We start from the raw sequence: 16,629 nt of genomic DNA, 5'->3' as shown, positions 1-16,629 counted from the left end.
CGTCAATCCGGATCGAATATCAGGCCAGAGCCGCCGAAACAGATTAGACAACGAACAAGGCAGGGATCTTCCATGTCCGCTCACGCACGCATTTCTGCGATCACCGATCGCATTGTCGAACGCTCGAAGCCAACCCGCGAGCGGTATCTGGAGCGCCTGCGCGCCGCCGCTTCCAAGGGCGTCCAGCGCTCGGTGCTCGGCTGCGCTAACCTCGCCCACGGCTTTGCGGTCTGTTCCCCCGCCGATAAGGATGCGCTCGCCGGCGACCACATCCCCAATCTCGGCATCATCACCGCCTATAACGACATGCTCTCGGCCCACCAGCCGTTCGAGACCTATCCGGCGATCATCCGCGAGGCCGCCGCAGAGGCAGGCGGCGTGGCGCAGGTGGCGGGCGGCGTGCCGGCAATGTGCGACGGCGTCACCCAGGGACAGCCGGGCATGGAGCTTTCGCTGTTCTCGCGCGACCTGATCGCCATGTCGGCGGGCGTCGGCCTGTCGCACAACATGTTCGATGCCGCCCTCTTCCTCGGCGTCTGCGACAAGATCGTACCGGGCCTCGTCATTGCCGCGCTCTCCTTCGGGCATCTGCCGTCGATCTTCGTGCCGGCCGGCCCGATGACGACAGGCCTGCCGAACGACGAAAAGTCGCGCGTGCGCCAGCTCTTCGCCGAGGGCAAGGTCGGTCGCGCCGAGCTCCTGGAGGCCGAGTCCAAATCCTATCACGGCCCCGGCACCTGCACTTTCTACGGCACCGCCAATTCCAACCAGATGCTGATGGAGATCATGGGCTTCCACCTGCCCGGCTCCTCCTTCATCAATCCCGGCACGCCGCTGCGCGAAGCGTTGACGCGCGAAGCCGCCAAGCGGGCGCTGGCGATCACGGCGCTCGGCAATGAATTCACCCCGGCCGGCGAGATGATCGACGAGCGCTCGGTGGTCAACGGCGTCGTCGGCCTGCATGCGACCGGCGGCTCGACCAATCATACGCTGCACCTCGTCGCCATGGCGCGCGCGGCAGGCATCCAACTCAGCTGGCAGGATATTGCCGAGCTTTCGGAAGTGGTGCCGCTGCTTGCCCGTGTCTACCCGAATGGGCTTGCCGACGTGAACCATTTCCAGGCGGCCGGCGGCATGGGCTTCCTCATCAAGGAACTCCTGAAGCACGGCCTGGTGCATGACGATGTGCGCACCGTCTTCGGCCAGGGTCTTCAAGCCTATACGGTCGATGCCCGGCTCGGCGAAAACGGCACCGTCCGGCGCGAGCCGTCGCCGGAGAAGAGCGTCGATCCCAAGGTTCTCTCCAGCATCGAAACGCCGTTCCAGGCGAATGGCGGGCTGAAGATGCTGCGCGGCAATCTCGGCAAGGCGGTGATCAAGATCTCCGCCGTCAAGCCGGAGCGTCACATCATCGAGGCGCCGGCGATCATCTTCCACAGCCAGCAGGAGCTGCAAGACGCCTTCAAGGAAGGCAAGCTCAACCGCGATTTCATCGCCGTCGTGCGCTTCCAGGGCCCAAAGGCGAACGGCATGCCGGAACTGCACAAGCTGACGCCGCCACTCGGCGTGCTACAGGACCGCGGTTTCCGTGTGGCGCTTTTGACCGACGGACGCATGTCGGGGGCCTCTGGCAAGGTGCCGGCCGCGATCCACGTGACGCCTGAGGCGATCGACGGTGGCCCGATTGCCCGCATCCGCGAGGGCGACATCATCCGCCTGGACGCAATCAAGGGCACGCTCGAGCTGCTCGTCGATGCGGCCGATATGGCCGAGCGCGAGCCGGTGACCGTCGATCTCTCCGACAATGAATTCGGCATGGGCCGCGAACTCTTTGCACCCTTCCGCCGCGCCGTCGGCGCTTCGGATCAGGGCGCCAGCGTGCTCTTCCACCACTGAGCGTCGCTGCCGGGCACAAACAAAAACCCGCGGGCGCACGAATCACCCGCGGGTTTTCTGTATCAGTCTTGCGCTCGCTCAGGCGCGGATATCGAGAACGTAGTCGCGGTGCGCCGGATGGGTGCTGTAAACGAAGATCTTGTTCAGCTCCTTTTGCGTCAACAGGCGCAGGAAGCGGACTTCGATCGTGTTGTTGGCGTTGACCTTCATCAGAATGCAGCCAACCTTGGTGATGCGGGCATCCGGAATATCCAGATAGAACTGCTTCGGCAGGTTGAACTGAGTGAGGATCGCGAGCGTCGCGCTGCTCATCGAAATACGGACGATATCGCAGCGGCGCGAAGCCGCGTGCATGACGCCCTTTTCGGTATATTCGATGCGCGCGGCATTCATCGTGTCCTCCATCTTGAACCGCTGCTCGCGGTCATACATGAAGGATTCTTCCTTGCTCAGGAAATGAGACTTTGGCTGTGACGGATTTGAAGCGGCCACTTGCTTATCCCCCCTCTTAAATCGATGAGGAAAAGGTAGCAGCCGATCTTTAACAGAAAGTGAGAATTTGGCCCGTCAGGCACAATTCCTCAGATCATCACCCCAAAAATGGCCGCCTCATTTCCGGTAGCTATGGCCGGTTGCATCAAACAGATGCAGCTTCTGCCTGTCGGCCGCAAAACGCATCTTCTGACCCTTCTTCACATCGTAGATGCCGGGCAGTTTGACGACGATCGGTTCGCCCGGGACCAGGCCTTCGATATAGAGCAGTGTCACTTCGCCGAGCGCTTCGACGATCGAGACCTCGCCCTCGAAAAGATAGTCGGCGCCATCAGCGATCCTCAGATCCTCCGGACGAACGCCGAAGCTTGCCTGCTTGCCCTTTTCGGAAGCGTCGGTCGCCACATCGAGGGTCACCGACATGCCGCCAGTCAGCGTCACCGTCGTCTGGTTTCCGGTCGCGGCGACCGTCGCCGGGATGATGTTCATCGCCGGCGAGCCGATGAATTTGGCGACGAAGAGGTTGGCCGGGCGCTCGTAGAGTTCCAGCGGCGCGCCGACCTGCTCGATATTGCCGGCGGAGAGAACGACGATGCGGTCGGCAAGCGTCATCGCCTCGACCTGGTCGTGGGTCACGTAGATCATCGTCGTATCGGCCATCTGTTCGTTCAGGCGGGCGATCTCGATGCGGGTGGCGACGCGTAGCGCGGCATCGAGGTTGGAGAGCGGCTCGTCGAACAGGAAGACCTTCGGATCGCGGCAGATGGCGCGGCCGATCGCCACGCGCTGGCGCTGGCCGCCGGAAAGCGCCTTCGGCAGGCGGTCGAGATATTTCGTCAGTTGCAGGCTCTCGGCCGCCGCCTTGACGCGGCGGTCGATCTCCTGCTTGCTTTCGCCGGCGATCTTCATGCCGAAAGCCATGTTGTCGAAGACGGTCATGTGGGGATAGAGCGCATAGGACTGGAAGACCATGGCGATGCCGCGCTTGGAGGGCGGCACGTCATTGACGAGATGGCCGTCAATATACATCTCGCCGCCGGTGATCGCCTCGAGACCGGCGATCATGCGCAGAAGCGTGGACTTGCCGCAGCCGGACGGGCCGACGAAGACGATGAATTCGCCTTGCTTGATATCGAGGTCGATGCCGTGGAGAACGTCCACGGAACCGTAGGATTTGCGGATATCCTTCAGCGTCAGTCCAGTCATGTCTCTCTCCCCTGCTGATCCTTAAGCGAGACGGGCGAAATACGCCCCCCAGGCCGGAATATCGATCTTGTCGCCATAGTTGTTGCTGATAAAGCCATGCCCCGTCAACGCCTGCCATTCGCCGCCGGGCAAAGTGACCCCGGTTTCGGCCGGGCTCATGTTGAAGATGCAGAGCAGCTTCTCGTTGCCGTATTCACGGGTGAAGACCAGGGCGTCGCCCTGCGGCTCCTCGAATTCGATCTCGCCCTTGGCAAAGGCCGGGTGCAGTTTGCGGAAAGCGATGAAGCGGCGATAGTGCTCCAGCACCGAAGCCTCGTCGCCCTGCTGGACGCTGACGGCGCGCAGGATATGCTCGACCGGCACCGGCAGCCAGGGCTTGACTGTTGAAAAGCCGCCCTGGGCGACCTGGCTGTCCCAGACCATCGGCGTGCGGCAGCCGTCGCGGCCCTTGAACTCCGGCCAGAACTGGATGCCGTAGGGATCCTGCAGATCCTGATAGGCGAGATCGGCCTCGGTCAGCGCCAGCTCCTCACCCTGATAGAGGCATACCGAGCCGCGCAGCGTCAGCAGCAGCGAGGCATAGAGCTTGGCGAAAGCGTCATGATCGGCGACCAGCCCGCCCCAGCGGCTGACATGGCGCATGACGTCATGATTGGAGAACGCCCAGCAGGCCCAGCCATCCGGTGCTGCGGCTTCGAAATCCTGCATCACCTCTTCGACGCGCTCGGCGGTCAGCGGATCGGGGGCGAGGAATTCGAAGGCGTAACACATATGCATCTTGTCGTTGCCGGAGGTATATTCGCCGACGATTTCGAGGCCGCGCTGGCTGTCGCCGACTTCGCCGACGGCGGCAATCGCCGGGAATTCTTCCAGAACGGCGCGGAAGCGCTGCAGGAAGGCAAGATTTTCAGGCCGGTTCTTGTCGTAGACATGCTCCTGGAAATTATAGGGATTGACCGCCGGCGCCGTCGAGGCGTTGCGGCGCTCAGGCGCAAGTGCCGGATTGTCGCGCAACAGCGGGTCGTGGAAATAGAAATTGATGGTGTCGAGGCGGAAGCCGTCGACGCCACGGTTGAGCCAGAAGCGCACGACGTCGAGCAGACGGTCCTGCACCTCAGGATTATGCAGGTTCATATCCGGCTGCGAGGTCAGGAAGTTGTGCAGGTAATATTGCATGCGCGTCGGATCCCACGCCCATGCCGAGCCGCCGAAGATCGACAGCCAGTTGTTCGGCGGCGTACCATCCGGCTTGGCATCGGCCCAGACATACCAATCGGCCTTGGCGTTGGTCTTGCTGGAGCGGCTCTGCACGAACCAGGGGTGCTGATCCGAGCTGTGGGAGATGACGAGGTCGATCATCACGCGGATGCCGAGGCGATGGGCCTCAGCGATCATCGTGTCGAAATCCACCAGCGTGCCGAAGATCGAATCGACATTTTCGTAGTCGGAAACGTCGTAACCGAAATCGCGCATCGGCGAGGTGAAGAAGGGCGAGATCCAGATCGCATCCACGCCGAGGCTTGCCACATGCGGCAGGCGGGCGGTGATGCCCTTCAGGTCGCCGATGCCGTCACCGTTCGAATCCTGGTAGGAGCGCGGGTAGATCTGATAGATCACCGCGCCGCGCCACCAGTCCTTATCGGGGGTCGAGATCGATTGGGGAGCCACGTTCATGGAATATCCTGTCTGAAGTCACGTTTGGAAATGGTCAGCCTCCCTTGACCGAACCCGCCAGCAGGCCACGCACCAGATAACGCTGCAGCCCGAAGAAGACGAGCAGCGGCACGATGATGGTGACGAAGGCCGACGCCGTCAAAATCTCCCAATTGCCGCCACGCGAACCGAGCAGCGCGTTCAGGCTGCCTGTGAGAACGAGGTGGTCCTTGTCGGTGCCGAGGAAGACCATGGCGACGAGCAGGTCGTTCCACACCCACAGGAACTGGAAGATGGCGAAGGAGGCGAGTGCCGGGAAGGACAAAGGCAATACGATGCGAGTGAAGATCTCGAAGTCGGTGGCGCCGTCGACGCGGGCGGATTCGATGATCTCCTTCGGCAGGCCGGCGATATAGGCCCGCAGGAGATAGATGGCGAGCGGCATGCCGAAGGCGGTGTGGGCGAGCCAGATGCCGGGATAGGTCTTGGACGGCTGGCCGAGCAGGTTGCCGATTTCGTTATAGAGGCGCAGCAGCGGGATCAGCGACATCTGCAGCGGCACGACGATCAGGCCGACGACGAGCGCAATCAGCAGCGCGCGGCCGGGAAACTCCATCCAGCTCAGCGCATAGGCGGCAAAGGCGGCGATCAGGATCGGGATGATCGTCGCCGGGATCGTCACGGTCAGCGAGTTGATGAAGGACTGGCCGATGCCTTCACCCCTTAGAACCGTGTTGTAGTTCTGCAGCGTGAACTCCGGCGGCGCGGAAACAGACGCGTAGATGCGCCGCGGCCTTTCGTCGGGCGAAAAGGCGGCGTTCTTCATATAGCGATAGCTGCCGTCGCTGTTGATCTGCAGGCTTTCGCCGTCGCCGAGATCGGCGGTCTGACCGGCTTCGAAGGCCGCCGGCTGCTGCACGCGGTTGCCGAAGGCTTTTACCGAACGGCCGGTCTGGCCTTCCAGCACGTTGCCTGTGATGACATAGGTTGCGCCTTCCTGCTGCTGCTGGTCCGGCGTGCCCAGGCGGACGGCGACGGTCTGCGTCGAGCCGACGAAGGCCGTCCACCAGCCGGAGACGACGATCTGGTCCTTGTCGCGCAGCGCGCTGACGAAGATGCCGAGCGTCGGGATCAGCCAGACGATGACGATCAACAGAACGGCGGCGTGAACGAAGAGACGGGCGGGGCCGATCTTGAAGTAGCTTCCGACAGCGGTCATCTCAGTGGCCCTTCAGTTCGCGGTTGGCGCGGCGCACGTTCCAGACCATGATCGGTGTGACGGCGAGCATGATGATGATGGCGATAACAGCACTTCGGCCGGAATCGCCGCCGCCGCGAAACAGCCAGTTGAACATCAGGTTCGCCAGCACCATCGACTGCCACTGGCCGTTGGTCATGGTCAGCACGATATCGAAGACCTTGAGGACGAGGATGGTGATCGTCGTCCAGACGACCGCGATCGAGCCCCAGACTTGCGGCACCATGATGCGCCAGAAGATCTGCCAGCCATTGGCGCCGTCGATGACGGCGGCCTCGATCGTCTCCTCGGGAATGCCGCGAAGGGCAGCCGACAGGATGACCATGGCAAAACCGGTCTGGATCCAGATCAGGATGACCATCAGGAAGAAATTGTTCCAGAAGGGAACGGAGATCCACACCTCGGGCGTGCCGCCGAACGTCTGGACGATGGCGTTCAAGAGGCCGATCTGGACGTCGTTGCCGCCGCGATATTCATAGATGAATTTCCAGATGACCGAGGCGCCGACGAAGGAAATCGCCATCGGCATGAAGACGATGCTTTTGGCGATATTGCCCCACCAGATGCGATCGGTCATCACGGCGATGACGAGGCCGAAAAAGGTGCAGGCGGCCGGCACGACGGCGAGCCAGAGGATGTTGTTGAAGATCGACTGGCGGAATTCGCGGTCGCCAAGTGCCCATTGATAGTTGGCGACGCCGACGAATTGCTCGCCGGCGCGGTCGTAGAAGGAGAGGATGAAAGTCGCAACGACCGGATAGACGAGATAGACGACGAGCAGGAAGAGCGCCGGACCGACGAACAACCACGGCCGCACCAGCGCACGGCGGTTGAGATTGCGCGAGGCGGCGCGGATGTCGCCATCCTTGACCGGCAAAGCGAGATCCAGGATCTTGTTCGAAAAAAAGAAATAGGCCGAGCACGCCAAAACGGCGACGACCACGACGCCCAAAGCGGACACTATCTGCAACAGCATTTCGTCCCTCCCCTGCTTCCCCTGATCTTATTGCGACCGGTTGTTATTCTGACGGGTCAGTGCCGGTCATCGTCAATCTGTTTGTATTGCCCAATCACAATATATCCTGCGATGGCCGGGCTCTTTGCGAACCCGGCCAGTCATGCAGGCCATGCCGCCGGCAAGCCGGCGGCATAATTTTGGAAGTTACTTGATGCCGTCCCAGGCGCTCTGGATTTCGCCAGCAGCCTCTTCAGCCGACTTGCCGCCGACGAAATCGACCATGCCGGTCCAGAAGGCGCCGGCGCCGATCTTGCCCGGCATCAGGTCGGACCCGTCGAAGCGGAAGGTGGTGGCCGAGGTCAGGATCTCGCCTTCCTTCTTCATCTGCGGGTTGGCATAGGCCTCGGTGCTGACACCCTTATACGGCGTCAGGAAGCTCGACTGCGCCATCCACACCTCATGCGCGATCGGGGTCTTCAGGAAGTCGATGAAGGCACGGGCCGCCTTCGAGTCCTTGGTGATCGAAACGAGCGTGCCGGCGCCGAGAACCGGCTTTCCGAGTTCGGGATGCGACGCAAAGGTCGGCATGTAGAAGAAGTCGGCATCCTGGCCGAGCTTCGTGCCCTCAGGGAAGAAGGACGGGATGAACGAGGCCTGATGGTGCATGTAGCACTTCGGCGGAACCGCAAAGAGGCCCTTCGGGCTGTCGCGGAAATCGGTCGAGGCCACAGCCGCGACGCCGCCGTCGACATATTTCTCGTTCTTGGCGAACTTGCCGAACTCGTCGATTGCGGCAACAACGGCCGGATCGGTGAACTTCAGCTCGTTGGTCGTCCACTTGTCATAGGCCTCAGGCGGCTGGGTGCGCAGCATGATGTCTTCGACCCAGTCGGTCGCCGGCCAGCCGGTGGCGCCGCCGGAACCGAGACCGATGCACCAGGGAACGCCGCCATCCTTGACGATCTGGTCGGTCAGGGCATGCAGCTCTTCCATGGTCGTCGGGATCTTGTAGCCGGCTTCCTCGAAGTTCTCCGGAACATACCAGACCAGCGACTTCACGTCGGCCTTGTATGGGAAGGCATAGAAGGCTTCCTTGCCGTCCTTGCCCTTATAGGTGCCGTAACCGACCCAGCTGTCGCCGGCGCCGTAATTGTCCTTGATCCACTTGGAGTTTTCGTCGCCGAGCGGCGTCAGGAAGCCCTTGCTGGCGAGGTCGGCGAAGAGACCCGGCTGCGGCAGAACGGCGATGTTCGGCGGCGAGCCCGCCTGCGTGTCGATGACGATCTGCTGTTCGTAATTTTCGGACGAGGAGTATTTGGCATCGATGCCGGTCGCTTCGGTGAAATAGGCAAGAACGCTCATGAAGAACGCCTCGTCCTCGCCGCGCCACGGCCCGAAGATCGTCAGCGGCTGACCCTTCAGATCGGCATGAGCGGCCTTGAATTCGTCATAGCTCTTCCAGTTGAACTTGGAATCCTGTCCCGGGGCAAATTTCAGATCGGCCGCGGATGCAGCACCGGCAAAAAGCGCTGCCACGGCAACGCCCATCAAAAATGACTTTTTCATGTGATCAACCTCCCATCACAATCCCAACCGCGCCGAATTCCCTTTAAAAGAAATTTCAAAGCGCTTTGACACCCAACTCATTCCACTTTCGGTGGAATGGAGTCAAGTCATTTCACGAAAACCCGCTGTGAACCTGGACATTATCGCGCTGCAGCAGCGGCTATCGGGAAATATGGAGCGATTTTTCTTGAGTCAAGCGCGCCAGATGCTACATAATTGAAAGCGCTTTGGATGCCACTGGGAGGCGGCAGGCCTATTAGAAACGGCCGACGGGCGGGCCGGGAGGAAGCATAGCAGGTGAATCTCAAACAGCTATCGGAATTGCTGGGGCTGTCGCAGACGACGGTGAGCCGAGCGCTCAATGGTTATCCCGAGGTCAACGAGGCGACCCGGGAGCGCGTGCTTCAAGCTGTCAAGGAAACCGGGTATCGCCCGAACAAGGCGGCGCAGCGGCTTGCGACCGGCAAGGCCGGCTCGATCGGCCTTGTCATGCCGACCGCGCCCGGCCATCAGTCCGACGTGCATTTCGGCGAATTCCTGGCCGGGCTCGGCGAAGAGGCCGTACGCCACGACTTCCACTTCGTCATCATGCCGGCCGACCCGGATGACGAGGTTGCAGCACTCAGGCGCCTGGCGATCAGCGGCAATGTCGATGCGCTGTTCGTCGCCTATATGCGCGGCCACGACCCGCGGCTCCCCATGCTGAAATCGCTCTCGATGCCCTATGTCGTGCACGGGCGATCCTTCGGTTCGGAGCCGGACTATCCCTATCTCGATATCGACAATGAAGGCGCCTTCTACGATGCAACCCGGCTGCTGCTGCAGCTTGGCCATACGCGCTTTGCGCTGATGAACGGGCCGATGCATCTCGATTTCGCCATCCGCAGGAAGAACGGCGTGATAGCGGCCCTGGCCGAGCGCGGGCTGGCGCTCGACGAGGATTGCATCAGCCATGCGCTGATGACGGACGAGCAAGGGCTGCTGGCGATGGAACACTTCCTGCAGCTGCCGGAGCGGCCGACGGCCATCCTCTGCGCCAGCACGGTGCTGGCGCTCGGCGCGATCCGCGCGGTCAACCAGGCCGGATTGCGGCTCGGCGAGGATATCTCTCTGATCGCCCATGACGACGTGCTGCCGCTGTTGAAGCCGGAAAATTTCTCCGTGCCGCTGACGACGACGCGCTCTTCTCTGAGAGCCGCCGGCGTTCGCATCGCCCAGCGGCTGATCGGCACGGTGAAGCAGGCAGGCCCCTTCCCCGAACAGGAACTCTGGAAAACCGAGTTGATCGTCAGAGCCTCGACCGGCCCTGCCCCGCAGCAGCTCTAAAGCGCGTCGCGATCTTTCAGATTCGCTCCTCGCGCTTTAGCTCTTTGTTTTTACGCAGGTGGCCGCAAAAGCGCTTCGCGCTTTGCCTGGGAAAACCGCGGCACACTTTTGCCCGACATGCTTTAATCAGAACTGCGGCGGGGTCTGCCCTGCGGCGCGATGGGCGGCGATGACCGTATTGGCCATCAGCATGGCGATGGTCATCGGCCCGACACCACCGGGAACCGGGGTGATGGTGCTGGCGACCGCAAAGACCTCGTCGAAGGCGACGTCGCCGACGAGCCGGGTCTTGCCCTCGCCTCTTTCGGGGGCTGGCACGCGGTTGATGCCGACGTCGATGACCGTCGCACCCGGCTTGACCCAATCGGCCTTGACCATCTCCGGCCGGCCGACGGCGGCGACCAGAATATCGGCATTGCGGCAGACCTCGGCGAGGTTCTTGGTTCTCGAATGCGCGATCGTCACCGTCGCATTGGCATTGAGCAGCAATTGCGCCATCGGCTTACCGAACAGGTTGGAACGGCCGATGACGACGGCGTTGAGGCCGGAGAGATCCTCGCCATGGGTGCGGCGGACGAAGACCATGGCGCCGGCCGGCGTGCAGGAGACCAGTCCGGTCTTCAGGTCGCCGATGGCAAGCTTGCCGGCATTGGCAATGCTCAAGCCGTCGACATCCTTTTCCGGCAGGATCGACTGGATGATCGGCTCGCTGTCGAGCGGCTTCGGCAGCGGTAGTTGCACCAGGATACCGTGGATCGACGGATCGGCGTTGAGGGTGGCGACGAGGGCTGCCAACTCCTCCTGGCTGGTCTCGGCCGGCAGCGTGTGCTGGACCGATTTGAAGCCGCATTCCTTGGCCATGCGGCCTTTGGAGCCGACATAGGCGTGACTTGCCGGATCGTCACCGACGATGACGACCGCAAGGCCGGTGGTGACGCCGCTGCTCTTTTCCAGCGCTGCCGTCGCACTCTTGACCGTCTGAATGACCGATGCAGCTACGTTCTTGCCGTCGATTACTGTCGTCACGCGTCTCTCCGCCCTGTTTCGCGCCAATCTATGGATAGTCGGCGAGCGTCAAATGCCCGCTAACGCCCTATCCTGTCGGAAAGCAGCAAGGCAATATCAAAAATGCAAGGAAATGACCGTTCAGCGCAGCGGCTGCCGCGCCTCGAGGCCATGAACAAGAAGCCGGTCGCGCAGGCCGGAGATTTCGGAGCGCAGCGCCTCCATCTCGTCGACCTCGGCTGCGACCGGTTGCGGTGCCGGCGGCGCCGAAGATATCGGTTGGGACAGCGCTTGGGACAACAGCATTTCCTCTTCGGCTGCGGCCACGGGTTTACGCAGGCGCAGCAGGAAAGCCGCAGCAAGACCGGCGGCGAGACCCGCGGCAGCACCGGCCAGCGAGCGGCCGGTCAGGCCGTCGGGCGCCGATACCGCCGTTGCCAGCGCCGGCTTCATCAGAGTGATATGGCCGTCGCCGGCCGTTCCCGCCGAGGCGGAGGCCGTATCGTCGAGGCGCGAACGCGCGGCGGCCGCCTTCTCGCTGAGTTCGGTCAGCCGGGCAAGATCGACGCCGGTATCCCGGCTTTGCGCAATCAGCGTGTTGCGCCGGTCGTTCAGGCCCTTGCGCGCATCGACGGCGGTCTTGGCGGCGGCGCTGGCGGCCTGGACAACACGGGCAAGCTCCTTGCCCATATTCTCCTTGATACCATCGGTTTCGGCCTGCTGCTGCAACAGCCGCGGATGGCGCGGGCCGAGTTCGGCCGAAAGCTGCGCAAGCGCTGTCCTGGCAACCGCATATTTGTCGCGCCAGTCCTGCAGCGCCGGCGAGAGCATATCGGAGGGGAGAGAACCGTCGAGCACGCCGACGAGTTTTGCGGCTTTCAACCGGTCGGCCTGCGCTTTGGCCTCCAGGATCGCTTGGTCGGCCTGTTTCAGATCGGCATCGAGCCGGTCGATCTGGCGGCGAAGATCGACGGCCACCTTGACGTTGCCCTCGCCGCTCTTTGCCGTGAAGGCTGCAAGTTCTGCTTTCGCCTCGTCATAGGCCCTGCGCAAGGCGGCGTCGCTTTCGGTGTTGCCGCCGGTTCCGTTCGCCGGGGAAACCGCTTCGGCAAGCCTTGCGGCGATGCGCATGGATTTGCCGCTGTCGCCGGTCGTCACCCGCACGAGGATCGTGCCGGCGGCGGCATCGGGCAGGATCTCGACCGAATGTTTCAAGGTCGCCTCGGCGCGCGAGGCCGGGTCGGCGGCAGCACCGGTCGCCGAGAGCAGATCGAGCGCAACGCCGAGCGCATTGGCCCTCTGGCCGGCAAATTCTGGATCGTGGTCGAGTTTCAGGGCGGCGACCGTCGAAGCAACCACCCGTGCCGACATCAGCCCTTTTGCCGCAGCCTCGGTGAAGGCGGCCCGGCTTGCGGCATCGGTCTTTACCGCAAGCGTTGCTTCGGCACGGTAGAGGGCCGGCGAAGCCGGCATCAGCACCGGCAGACCGGCTCCGATCATCGTCGCAGCGGCGACAGTCATCACAAGTGCGCTGCCGCCGACACGCCGCCGCGGCGCTGCCGGGCGAGGCTCGGCCGGTTCCTTAACGAGCGCGGCCAGCGGTTCGGATGAGATCAGCGGCGCGTCGGTCGGAGCAACCGGTTCTTCACCGCGCGGCAGTTCCTGAGGAAGCGGATAGCCAATGTCGTTGGCCGCCCGCAGGTGATTGCCGAGGATGGTTTCGATGCGATCGACCAGCGGCGCCGTGCGCGCCGCTTTGGCGCGCTGCTCTTCCAGCGCGCGGCCGATGGCGCGCAGCAGTTCGGCTTCGGGCGGCGCGATATCGGGCCGGTTCGACCGGGGCATGCCCCCAGGCAGTCCATAGCGGTCGTCGTGGGCGCGCGCCGGTGCGGCCGCCGCCGGCGGGGCGGCCGGGCGATCGTGAAAGCTGCTTCTGGCCCTGATATCGTACATTTGCGCCACATCTCATGCACATGATGGCCGAACTCACTCATCCGCGCGGATGCAGATGATTAAGCCAGTCTAAATATTCATGGCAAAGAAATGGTTAACCGCAGCGTGTAAGAACTATGCATAGCGTCCCCGGAAAGACGCGCGGCATCAGCTTGCCTTCTTGTGCTCCGACCGCGGCTGCAGCGCGGTGCTGTGTTCTTCCGGATGGCTGAGGATTCGTTCGCGCCGGCGGAAGCGGTAGCGCAGGACATGGAAAAGGAAGACCGGGATGCCGATGACATAGCGGCGCCAGAGGCGCGTCGGTTCCTGCAGCAGGCGATAGGCCCATTCCAGCCGCATCATCCGCACCGTCCTCGGCGCGCGCGGGACGGCGCCGGAGACGAAGTCGAAGAGAGCACCCACCGTCAGCACCAGGCGCGCATGATCGGCACGGATATGATCGTGGACCCATTTTTCCTGCAGCGGCGTTCCCATGCCGACGATCAGGATATCGAGCTTCTGGCGCTCGATCTCCTCAGTAACCTCTGTGGAATCGACCTTGTCGAAATAACCGTCGGAAACGACGACGAATTCATGCCAGGGCGTATGCCTGCGGAAATTCTCCGCCGCCGCCTCGACGACCGAACGCGTGCCGCCGATCAGACCGATGCGGCGCGGGGCTTCCATGAAGGTGAGGAAGGCCGGCACAAAATCGGTACCGTTCAGATTGGCGGGAAAGGGCGAACCATGGGCGATCTGCGATGCGATGTTGAGACCGATGCCATCGGGCAGCACCAGATTGTGCGACATGATCCGGTAATATTCGTCATCGTGAAGCGCGGTCAGCATGTTGTGGGCGTTGACGAAGCAAACCACGGTCTGGCCGACGGGGATGGAGGCCAGCTCGTTGATGAAAACGAGGGCGTCGTCCCAGCCGAGATCGCAGACCGGCAGATCGAAGATCGTCCGCCGCGATGCGAGCACCGCGAAGTTTGCAATCAGATTCATTCCTACCTCCTGCCGAGGATGCTTCATGCGCCCGACATCCCGGAAAACAAGCCCACACCTCCGCACCGGGCCTCGAAAGCACCGGTCGCGTCCCGCCGTGACGGCGTCGCCCCGATTTTGGAAGCGGCACATGTCAAGCTGTGACAGCTGGTATAACAGGACGGTTTCAAACAACCCTTAGGAAAATTCCTTGAATTTCCATGCTCGCATAAGTGGTTTATTAACCACGAGCGCCAACGAAAAACGGCGCCCTGCGGCGCCGTTGTTCGTCGATACAGTTGTCGTGCTTAGTGGGCGGCCGGCGCCGGCGCTTCGCCGGCCGGTGCGGTCTCGACGATCTTGACGGGTGTGCCCACCTTCTTCGGCGCCCCGGCCGAGCTTTCCTTGACATCTTCCTTGGAGAGATAGTCGAGCTGCTCCAGCATCACGTCGGCGACATATTCGCCGCCGAGGCGCTCGTTCATGCCCTTCTTGATCTCTTCGCGGAAGGCCTTCGGATCGAAGGATTTGATGTGGGCGATATCGACCATCTTGTTGCCGACGAGCAGGCTGAAAAGCTCGTCGGTGGTCATCTCGGCCAGCGGCAGCGTCACGCCCTTCAGCATCTCTTTGTTCATCATGAAGGAAACACGGCCGAGGAAGTAGCCGGTGATCGCGCCGTTGCCGATGATGGGGACCGTGATGGTTTCACCCTTCACCAGTTCAAGCGCGCTCTGTTTGGAATCCGTTGCCGCGGGCGCCGGCGCGGTCGCCAGGTACACCGAGAAATAGACCGATGCCAAGGTGATGGCGCAAACCCAGACACCGGTGAGGACGAGCTTGATCATCAGTTTCCACGCGCGGCGAATTGTTCCTGGGAATAGGTCCCGTCGGCATCGGCGTCCTGAACGGCGTTCTTCAGCAGATCGGCGACAGCGCGAACCGCTTCGAGATGCGCCTCGACTCGACGGGCGTTGAGAACCAGCTTCTTCTTCAGGCCGTGCAGCTGATCGAGATGGGCCGCGGCAAGCTCGGCCGGATCAGTGTCGCGGAAAAGCATCGACAGCTCATAGAGGCAGCGGCTTTTATGCGCATTGGAGACCTTGAGATCGAACTGCGGATCGCTGCCGATCCGGGTGTTCTCATTGTCGATGATCATTTCGAGGCGTCCGAGAACGGATTTGATTCTGTATTCGTTCGAAACTATTTCCATTTTACCCTCGGTTATGCGTCGCTTAGAGCACCATGCCGAAAAGTCTGCGCGGATTTCGCGCGACATCACGCTCTAACTATTTCATTGAGAACAGGATTCAGGTTTCAGGCCAACCGGCCTAAAATCATCCTGTTCTGTCGGTCTTGGCTTCGGCGGTCGGTGTGCCGAATGTCTTGCGCTGGAAGTCGTCGATCATGCTGAGCGCAGTGTTGCGGTCATCGTTATCGGTCGAGGCATTGACGATCTTGCCTTCCTGCCGGCGCAACTGCTCGGCGTACATCTGTTTGGCGATGCCGATGCCGTCACCCTTGGCCATGGTGTTGCCGAGCTGTTCGGCCATCATGCCTTTCCAGATATCGCCGGTCGCGCCCTTGCCGTAGACGTCTTCGCTTTCGTTCGGCAGCATGGACTTAACGAAATTCTGCAGGACCATGGCCTCGAATTTCCGGTAGCTTTCCGGCACTTCCTCAGCCTTGGTGCGGTTCTGGATGTTGTTGAGGCCGCTCTTCTGGCTGATATGGTCGAGAACGTCGACCGTATTGGAGAAGCCCTTGCCGTTTTCGGCGAGGCTCGTTGCGGCAAAGGCCGCACGATTTGCCTTCAATTTTTCCTGGGCCGCCTGAACCTCCATGGGGTCGGCAGCTTTGACAACGTCCAGGACCAGATCACTGGGGGGCGAAATAGCCACGTTACAATCCTCTAATTTAAGATCGTAACGACTATGGGTTTCGAAGCTTGCTGGAGGCTGGCGTTGCGAATTGCTGATCGATGACATCGTAGACGGCATTGTCGTCGGCCTCGCGGCGCTCGGCCTCAAGGGCTTCTTTCATGCCTTCTTCGAACCGGTCGCCCTTGGCGCGCTCACGCGCCAGCCGCATTTCGTGGACCTCCTGCATGCCGGTCAGCTGCAGATCCTTGATCGAAAGCCTGCCGAATCGGTCGGCGTAATTCTGCGAAAAGGCGTGGTGGACCGGGTCCATCGAGCCGAGTGCGAGGATGACGTCATCCATCGCCGCATTGACCTCGACGCGCTGGCGGCTGGTTTCGGCCAGATCGTTCTCGGCCATCCTTTCGATATGCCGTTGCACCGAGAGCAGTCGCTTGAGCTTCTGGGAGCGGTTCTTGTCGATCATCGCC

General features: G+C 61.9%; 15 protein-coding genes. 2 read left to right on the top strand and 13 right to left on the bottom strand.

From position 1 onward, the window contains the following. Positions 1 to 72 precede the first annotated feature (72 nt). Positions 73 to 1,896, top strand: a complete 1,824-nt coding sequence (gene edd, locus FHX14_RS28235) for a phosphogluconate dehydratase (RefSeq protein WP_003588488.1) — start codon at positions 73 to 75, stop codon at positions 1,894 to 1,896. Between the two features lie 78 nt (positions 1,897 to 1,974). On the opposite strand, the gene FHX14_RS28230 is transcribed toward edd, so the two are convergent. From FHX14_RS28230 to FHX14_RS28205, 6 genes are all read right to left on the bottom strand, one after another. After that, a complete protein-coding gene (locus tag FHX14_RS28230; RefSeq protein ID WP_003588490.1) occupies positions 1,975 to 2,328 on the bottom strand; it encodes a hypothetical protein in 354 nt (117 codons plus the stop codon). Between the two features lie 177 nt (positions 2,329 to 2,505). Beyond that, positions 2,506 to 3,594, bottom strand: coding sequence for a sn-glycerol-3-phosphate ABC transporter ATP-binding protein UgpC (ugpC, locus tag FHX14_RS28225; RefSeq protein WP_003588491.1), 1,089 nt, complete (start codon positions 3,592 to 3,594; stop codon positions 2,506 to 2,508). Between the two features lie 21 nt (positions 3,595 to 3,615). Beyond that, positions 3,616 to 5,268, bottom strand: a complete 1,653-nt coding sequence (locus tag FHX14_RS28220; protein WP_003588493.1) for an alpha-glucosidase — start codon at positions 5,266 to 5,268, stop codon at positions 3,616 to 3,618. Between the two features lie 34 nt (positions 5,269 to 5,302). After that, the gene (locus tag FHX14_RS28215; protein WP_003588495.1) at positions 5,303 to 6,466 is read right to left on the bottom strand and encodes a carbohydrate ABC transporter permease; all 1,164 of its coding nucleotides are present in this window, start codon (positions 6,464 to 6,466) and stop codon (positions 5,303 to 5,305) included. A 1-nt stretch (position 6,467) separates the two neighbouring features. Beyond that, positions 6,468 to 7,481: a sugar ABC transporter permease gene (locus tag FHX14_RS28210; RefSeq protein WP_003588498.1), complete on the bottom strand. Its 1,014-nt coding sequence runs from the start codon at positions 7,479 to 7,481 to the stop codon at positions 6,468 to 6,470. Between the two features lie 186 nt (positions 7,482 to 7,667). Further along, positions 7,668 to 9,029 carry an ABC transporter substrate-binding protein gene (locus FHX14_RS28205; RefSeq protein ID WP_003588500.1) on the bottom strand — a complete coding sequence of 454 codons (1,362 nt, stop codon included), beginning with the start codon at positions 9,027 to 9,029 and terminating at the stop codon, positions 7,668 to 7,670. A gap of 297 nt (positions 9,030 to 9,326) precedes the next feature. Between FHX14_RS28205 and FHX14_RS28200 the strand changes: the two genes are divergently transcribed. Continuing rightward, a complete protein-coding gene (locus FHX14_RS28200; protein ID WP_003588502.1) occupies positions 9,327 to 10,355 on the top strand; it encodes a substrate-binding domain-containing protein in 1,029 nt (342 codons plus the stop codon). A 126-nt stretch (positions 10,356 to 10,481) separates the two neighbouring features. On the opposite strand, the gene folD is transcribed toward FHX14_RS28200, so the two are convergent. The 7 genes from folD to FHX14_RS28165 form a co-directional block, all read right to left on the bottom strand. Then, on the bottom strand, positions 10,482 to 11,381 hold the full coding sequence (gene folD / locus FHX14_RS28195) for a bifunctional methylenetetrahydrofolate dehydrogenase/methenyltetrahydrofolate cyclohydrolase FolD (protein ID WP_003588504.1): 900 nt from the start codon (positions 11,379 to 11,381) through the stop codon (positions 10,482 to 10,484). Positions 11,382 to 11,501: 120 nt separating this feature from the next. Further along, positions 11,502 to 13,313 carry a succinoglycan biosynthesis protein exop gene (locus FHX14_RS28190; RefSeq protein WP_184380146.1) on the bottom strand — a complete coding sequence of 604 codons (1,812 nt, stop codon included), beginning with the start codon at positions 13,311 to 13,313 and terminating at the stop codon, positions 11,502 to 11,504. Positions 13,314 to 13,460: 147 nt separating this feature from the next. Continuing rightward, positions 13,461 to 14,300, bottom strand: a complete 840-nt coding sequence (locus FHX14_RS28185; RefSeq protein ID WP_003588508.1) for a WecB/TagA/CpsF family glycosyltransferase — start codon at positions 14,298 to 14,300, stop codon at positions 13,461 to 13,463. Positions 14,301 to 14,587: 287 nt separating this feature from the next. Next, positions 14,588 to 15,127, bottom strand: a complete 540-nt coding sequence (locus tag FHX14_RS28180; RefSeq protein WP_003588510.1) for a hypothetical protein — start codon at positions 15,125 to 15,127, stop codon at positions 14,588 to 14,590. Beyond that, positions 15,127 to 15,492: a hypothetical protein gene (locus FHX14_RS28175; protein WP_003570277.1), complete on the bottom strand. Its 366-nt coding sequence runs from the start codon at positions 15,490 to 15,492 to the stop codon at positions 15,127 to 15,129. The genes FHX14_RS28180 and FHX14_RS28175 overlap by 1 nt, the downstream gene beginning before the upstream one ends. 124 nt (positions 15,493 to 15,616) lie before the next feature. Next, on the bottom strand, positions 15,617 to 16,180 hold the full coding sequence (locus FHX14_RS28170; RefSeq protein ID WP_003588512.1) for a rod-binding protein: 564 nt from the start codon (positions 16,178 to 16,180) through the stop codon (positions 15,617 to 15,619). 31 nt (positions 16,181 to 16,211) lie between these two features. After that, positions 16,212 to 16,625, bottom strand: coding sequence for a hypothetical protein (locus FHX14_RS28165; protein WP_003588513.1), 414 nt, complete (start codon positions 16,623 to 16,625; stop codon positions 16,212 to 16,214). Positions 16,626 to 16,629 lie beyond the last annotated feature (4 nt).

The organism is Rhizobium sp. BK619 (genome assembly GCF_014195245.1).
In the GTDB taxonomy this organism is placed as follows: domain Bacteria; phylum Pseudomonadota; class Alphaproteobacteria; order Rhizobiales; family Rhizobiaceae; genus Rhizobium; species Rhizobium acidisoli.
This window is presented reverse-complemented; position numbering and strand designations above follow the sequence as displayed.

Bases quoted from the DNA above. Each gene is read 5' to 3' on its own strand.
- FHX14_RS28185 (WP_003588508.1), bottom strand. From the start codon at position 14,300: ATGAATCTGATTGCAAACTTCGCGGTGCTCGCATCGCGGCGGACGATC.
- FHX14_RS28215 (WP_003588495.1), bottom strand. From the start codon at position 6,466: ATGACCGCTGTCGGAAGCTACTTCAAGATCGGCCCCGCCCGTCTCTTC.
- FHX14_RS28220 (WP_003588493.1), bottom strand. From the start codon at position 5,268: ATGAACGTGGCTCCCCAATCGATCTCGACCCCCGATAAGGACTGGTGG.
- FHX14_RS28175 (WP_003570277.1), bottom strand. From the start codon at position 15,492: ATGGAAATAGTTTCGAACGAATACAGAATCAAATCCGTTCTCGGACGC.
- FHX14_RS28230 (WP_003588490.1), bottom strand. From the start codon at position 2,328: ATGTATGACCGCGAGCAGCGGTTCAAGATGGAGGACACGATGAATGCC.
- FHX14_RS28190 (WP_184380146.1), bottom strand. From the start codon at position 13,313: ATGTACGATATCAGGGCCAGAAGCAGCTTTCACGATCGCCCGGCCGCC.
- FHX14_RS28180 (WP_003588510.1), bottom strand. From the start codon at position 15,127: ATGATCAAGCTCGTCCTCACCGGTGTCTGGGTTTGCGCCATCACCTTG.
- FHX14_RS28165 (WP_003588513.1), bottom strand. From the start codon at position 16,625: ATGATCGACAAGAACCGCTCCCAGAAGCTCAAGCGACTGCTCTCGGTG.
- FHX14_RS28210 (WP_003588498.1), bottom strand. From the start codon at position 7,481: ATGCTGTTGCAGATAGTGTCCGCTTTGGGCGTCGTGGTCGTCGCCGTT.
- FHX14_RS28205 (WP_003588500.1), bottom strand. From the start codon at position 9,029: ATGAAAAAGTCATTTTTGATGGGCGTTGCCGTGGCAGCGCTTTTTGCC.
- ugpC (WP_003588491.1), bottom strand. From the start codon at position 3,594: ATGACTGGACTGACGCTGAAGGATATCCGCAAATCCTACGGTTCCGTG.
- edd (WP_003588488.1), top strand. From the start codon at position 73: ATGTCCGCTCACGCACGCATTTCTGCGATCACCGATCGCATTGTCGAA.